This is a genomic window from Acinetobacter sp. HA, from assembly GCF_000264725.1.
Taxonomy (GTDB): domain Bacteria; phylum Pseudomonadota; class Gammaproteobacteria; order Pseudomonadales; family Moraxellaceae; genus Acinetobacter; species Acinetobacter schindleri.
Genome location: NZ_AJXD01000070.1, coordinates 1 through 5,189, shown reverse-complemented (window position 1 = coordinate 5,189; position 5,189 = coordinate 1). Strand labels below are relative to the sequence as shown.

Annotated in this window: 5 protein-coding genes and 1 pseudogene; 3 read left to right on the top strand and 3 right to left on the bottom strand. The window is 37.8% G+C overall.

Going from position 1 to position 5,189, the window contains the following annotated elements:
• Window positions 1–54: 54 nt before the first annotated feature.
• Window positions 55–1,199, top strand: a protein-coding gene (locus HADU_RS15385) for an IS3-like element ISAba14 family transposase (RefSeq protein WP_100834114.1) whose coding sequence is annotated in 2 segments (ribosomal slippage) — window positions 55–319 and window positions 319–1,199 — 1,146 coding nt in all. Because the reading frame shifts where the segments join, the coding sequence is not laid out codon by codon here.
• A gap of 62 nt (window positions 1,200–1,261) precedes the next feature.
• On the opposite strand, the pseudogene HADU_RS15380 reads toward HADU_RS15385, so the two are convergent.
• Both HADU_RS15380 and HADU_RS11065 read right to left on the bottom strand, forming a co-directional pair.
• Window positions 1,262–1,477, bottom strand: a pseudogene (locus HADU_RS15380) (HfaB protein); the annotation flags it as partial.
• Entirely contained in the window at window positions 1,471–1,854 is a 384-nt protein-coding gene (locus tag HADU_RS11065; RefSeq protein WP_004809738.1) for a hypothetical protein, read from the bottom strand. The pseudogene HADU_RS15380 and the gene HADU_RS11065, both read right to left, overlap by 7 nt.
• 853 nt (window positions 1,855–2,707) lie before the next feature.
• On the opposite strand from HADU_RS11065, the gene HADU_RS11060 reads away from it, so the two are divergent.
• Complete coding sequence (locus HADU_RS11060; protein ID WP_171056671.1) at window positions 2,708–3,136, top strand: hypothetical protein; 429 nt, start codon at window positions 2,708–2,710, stop codon at window positions 3,134–3,136.
• 25 nt (window positions 3,137–3,161) lie between these two features.
• On the opposite strand, the gene wrbA is transcribed toward HADU_RS11060, so the two are convergent.
• A complete protein-coding gene (gene wrbA, locus HADU_RS11055) occupies window positions 3,162–3,758 on the bottom strand; it encodes an NAD(P)H:quinone oxidoreductase (protein WP_008306398.1) in 597 nt (198 codons plus the stop codon).
• Between the two features lie 110 nt (window positions 3,759–3,868).
• Between wrbA and HADU_RS11050 the strand changes: the two genes are divergently transcribed.
• Complete coding sequence (locus HADU_RS11050) at window positions 3,869–5,152, top strand: YihY family inner membrane protein (protein WP_008306395.1); 1,284 nt, start codon at window positions 3,869–3,871, stop codon at window positions 5,150–5,152.
• The last annotated feature ends 37 nt before the right edge of the window (window positions 5,153–5,189 follow it).

The following is a 5,189-nucleotide window of genomic DNA, read 5'->3' as shown; positions in this document are numbered from 1 at the left end:
ACAACTCCTATAAGTGATATTCTGCTCCTCAAATGATGTTATAAACATCAATATATGGAGTATTTTATGGCACGTAGACCAAGAAGAAATCATTCAAATGATTTTAAAGCTAAGGTAGCACTTGCTGCGATTAAAGCAGAAAAAACACTTGCTGAATTGAGTGCTGAATTTGATGTTCATCAAAACCAAATTATTGACTGGAAAAATCAATTGATCTCAGCTTCCTCGCAAGCTTTCGATCAATCAAAAGCTCCATCAGAACCCCCCATTGATCTTAAAAAGTTACATGCAAAAATCGGTGAGCAGGCATTAGAAATTGATTTTTTAGAAGGTGTGTTGAAGAAACTGGGCCGCTTCAACCACAAAAGTTAATCGACGACTCACTTCAGATTTCAGTATCTAAGCAAGCTAAGCTGCTGAAAGTCTCCCGTGGTTGTTATTATTATCGCCCAAAACCTGTTAGCTCATCAGATCTGAAGCTGATGCGATGTATTGATGAATTACATATGCAATATCCTTTTGCAGGCAGTCGTATGATGCGTGATTTGTTGAATCGTCAAGGGCATCATATAGGACGACGTCATACACGTACTTTAATGAAGAAAATGGGTATTCAGGCGTTATATTGCAAACCAAATTTAAGCCAGGCTAATCAAGCTCACCGTAAATATCCATATCTGCTCAAAGGGTTGGCTATTCAGCGCAGTAATCAAGTGTGGTCTACGGATATAACGTATATCCCTATGGCAAAAGGCTTTGTTTATTTATGTGCTGTGATTGATTGGCATAGCCGCAAGGTACTTGCGCATAGGGTATCGATTAGTATGGAGGTGGATTTTTGTATTTCGGTTTTAAATGAAGCGATTGAAAAATATGGATCACCTGAAATATTGAATACAGACCAAGGCAGTCAGTTCACCAGTGATGCATTTATTGATGTATTGAAATCAAATGGCATTCAAATCAGTATGGATGGTAAAGGTCGATGGGTAGATAATGTGATGGTTGAACGATTATGGCGGAGCGTTAAATATGAAGAGGTGTATCTCAAAGCTTATAGCAGTGTCACAGATGCGAAAAAGCAATTAAGTGCATATTTTGAGTTTTATAATTTGAAACGACCTCATTCGAGTCTAGACAAAATGACACCAAATGAGTTTTACTATGATCAGCTACCCCAACAAAACAAGGTGGCTTAACTAGAGCGGAATATCACTTATAAATACGCTTTTAGTTGTTCAAACAAGTGGGACCACCTCTCACCTACAGAAAAGCTGATGTCATTGCGTAATTGCCCCTTTAAGCAAGATAAGGCCATATCAAATGGAGTAAAAATATCAGTAATTGGCGGACCTTGTATCAGTTCTACCGGCTTTGAATTTGAAGATGCCAGGCCGGTACATCCTGTCAAGGATTGAGTAAAAATCAAAATGATACCGGCGGAAGATAAAGACCTTCCATACGGGAAATTCAGCATAGTGTTTCTCCCGGCTGGTTACTCACATTTGGGCAGCGTGGTGAATTCCGATTGGAATTAGAACTCACTGGAGCTTCATTGAATAATTCACTGGAAATATTTACACCATTATCTGAGCCCTCCACCGTAATATTATTGGTTGGAGTATTTACAGTGCCGATAGAATTTGAAGAGGTGTTATATACGGTAGTTCTTGCTTTTCCAAAACTTTCATAATAATCAGACTCTCTGAGTTCAATCAGATTTGCCTGTGCCAGATGCTCATTAGAACGTGCAGGTGATGCTTTCCAGCGCTGAGTCCACTCATCTGATGTAGCATAAGCGTTGCTCAAAAAAAACAAACACAATAAGCCCGCATTGATGACCAATATTTTCATACCCTTAGTATCCTCTGATTTAGTATGTTTATTCGTTTTCTGCTTAATTAAGATTTAATTTATCTGACAAAAATTAGATCATATAAAAATTTAAAAATTACATTTAATTATTATTCACATACTTTTTTATTTTTAATAAATTTAAGCTATTGTTTTAATTTAGAGTAGAATTTTTTAATTAATTCCATTATTTATAAAATTATTTTATAAATATTTTCAAATCATAAATTTATTTTTAAGAAATTAATTAAAATAATATTTTAAAAATATTTATAAAAGTAGAAAAAATACTTTAATCAAGGAAATATTTATGGTGATTTTCACGATCATTTATTAATAATTTTTCATTTTATAAAAGTTTATATTTTAATCACCCTTAATAAATCACTTTATTAAGAAATATAATTAACCGATTATATGAAAACCATTATCTAAATACATTTTTTTGCTCCTTAAAAACTCTAAAAACAAAATACTTAATATAGATACTTAATACCTCTATTAAACAGTCCTTAATTTCAATTTATGATGGTCATGTTATTTAGTGTAAAAAGGTGACAAGTAAATTATTTTTACAAGAAATAGAAAAGATAGTTTGAAGATATTATTTTTAGTATCTCTAGATTATCAGGCAGCTAAAAATTTAAAAGAATTCCAAGATGGATTTCGATATAAAATAATTTACAGCACAAATACAAAGCCTTATCAAAATCTCCTCTACAATCAAATTGGCAGGAAATGTCCCTGACATCAAAATATAAGACAGACATACTGTAGAGCTGTCATATATCCACCTGATTAGGCAAAATGACAAATCATAAATAGGCTGAACATCAGCTCATAACAATCATTGATGGAATACCTTATGCAATGTCCTAAATGTGGCTCAACAGATATTGAACAACGTGATCATGAGCAAAATCTGAAAAAAATTGGCGGTCTACTCATGACCTCTGCAGGTGCAACAGCGGGAACTGTAGGTGGCGCAGCTTCAGGTGCGTCGATTGGTGCTGCGATCGGGACTGTGGCAGGTCCACTCGGTGTAATTGTCGGCGGAACAGTCGGGACTTTCGTGGGCGCAATTAGCGTCGGGATTACTGGTGGTGTGGTCGGTAACTTCTTGGGTAAAAAAGCTGGTGTAACCGTGGATCGTAACCTGTTTCTGGATTATCGTTGCCTGAAATGCAAATATCGCTTTAATACTCAAGCAACAGCTGCTCAGGCACTGGAAGTGAATAAAGAAGATTCTCGGGAATCGAGTGATCAGGACAATAAAATCTGAAACTTATTGTCCTGATTGAGAATTATTAAACCTGATTTAACTTTAAAGCTATTTCTGCCAAGCGCTTACCCTGAGCTTCACATAGTACCTTTTCATCTTGGCTTAGTGCCTGATCATGGCGTGCACCACTGACATGGCTGGCGCCGTAGGGTGTACCACCCGTTTTAGTATTTGATAATGCTGGAACAGCATTACTTAGTCCCATGATCATCATACCGTGGTGGAACAACGGCGGAAGCATACTCAGTAATGTACTTTCCTGGCCGCCATGCATTGCACCAGAGGCTGTGAACACGCATGCCGGCTTAGCATGCAAAGCTCCATTCAGCCAAAGACTGGTGGTCTGATCCCAGAAATATTTCATTTCAGCAGCCATATTGCCAAAACGTGTTGGCGAACCCACTGCCAAAGCAGAACAGTTCGCCAATTCATCTAGTGTACAGTAGATATCCCCTTCCGCTGGAATACTCGCCTCTGCTTCTTTTACCACAGTGGAAAGATTCGGCACCGTTCTGATCTTCACTGCCATACCTACGGATTCAACCCCATTGGCAATCAGATGTGCCATCTCTTTGACTGAACCATATTTGCTGTAATATAAAACAAGGACATAAGATTGCATATGATGAATGTTCGATACTAAAAAAAGAAAACTATACGGTATTTTTCTGTTTTTTTGGGTAAGCTGAACTAGAAAATTCATGATGTATAAGAAATTGAGACAACAAGCGCATGATCGTTGAATACTTAAAGAAATTACCTTTTTATGAAAAACACTGGTTTCAATTTATTTTATTTGTACTTAGGCGCTTTGAGGCGGATCGTTGCCGTGAACAGGCAGGCTCATTAACTTATACTACTTTGTTTGCTGTAGTACCAATGCTGACGGTTTTTCTGGTGATCATCTCTTCAATTAAGGCACTAGAACCTGCACGTCAGCAACTTCAGGAAATGATCTATACCAATTTCCTGCCCAAGACCACCATTGCCTTTGATAAAGCCCTAAGTGCTTTTACTGACAAATCCAGCAATCTGACCATCATCGGGATCCTGTTCCTGTTTATTACCACCGTGATGATGCTGACCAGTATTGAAACAGTGTTTAACCGGATCTGGCGTGTCACAGAAACACGTGGCGGGATTATCGGCTTTATGCGCTATTGGACCATTATTTCTTTGGGTCCAATTTTACTCGGTAGCGCTTTCGTGATTTCTTCAACTGTAGCGTCCATGTATGTACTGAGCAATAATTTTGCCGGCTACGAATTGAATGGTGCTTTTATACTGTGGCTCATTTCATTTTCTTTGACGATTATCGGCTTCTTTATCCTGAACTGGACCATTCCTAACCGCAGTGTACCGATCAAATCTGCATTCGTGGGCGGTTTATTTAGTGCAGTGGTTTTTGAACTCTTAAAGAACCTGTTTGGCTTTGTCATGTCCAATTTCACCAGTTATGAAATTGTCTATGGTGCTTTTGCAGCGGTTCCTATTTTCCTGATCTGGATTTATCTGTCCTGGAATATTGTCCTGCTCGGAGTTGAGATCAGTTATGCAATCACGGCATTTGAATCGGGCCAAGATTGCAAAATCCATCCAATTCTGATGTTACTGGATTTACTGGAGCTGTTTTACCGCAAGCAGAAAACTGGAGAAAGTATTAGTGAAGCACAGGCACTCGAAGTTTTAGGACGAGATGAAATTGGCCGTCTGCCAAGCTATATCAGCATGTTTGAAAAACAGAATCTGATTAAATGTACGGAGGATAATGAATATGTCTTGGTACGTGATCTGGATCAGGTCAATTTCTGGGATTTCTACCTCAAACTTCCTTATGCCTTGCCACACACACATCAAATTGAAAATCTTCAGATCAATGACCTTTGGATGCAGCGACTACAACCCAAATTACGAGAAGCAGATCATTATTTAGCGGAAAATCTGGGCATTCCACTTTCAGAGCTGTTTAAGCAAAAGGAAATGCAGAATGAAACTCAAACTCCACCTAAGCCTTAAACACTTCAATAAAAATCCTCTCTTATGAGAGGATTTT

Excerpts from the sequence above, each read along its gene's own strand:
- HADU_RS11065 (WP_004809738.1), bottom strand. The coding sequence starts at position 1,854 with ATGAAAATATTGGTCATCAATGCGGGCTTATTGTGTTTGTTTTTTTTG.
- HADU_RS11060 (WP_171056671.1), top strand. The coding sequence starts at position 2,708 with ATGGAATACCTTATGCAATGTCCTAAATGTGGCTCAACAGATATTGAA.
- wrbA (WP_008306398.1), bottom strand. The coding sequence starts at position 3,758 with ATGCAATCTTATGTCCTTGTTTTATATTACAGCAAATATGGTTCAGTC.
- HADU_RS11050 (WP_008306395.1), top strand. The coding sequence starts at position 3,869 with ATGATCGTTGAATACTTAAAGAAATTACCTTTTTATGAAAAACACTGG.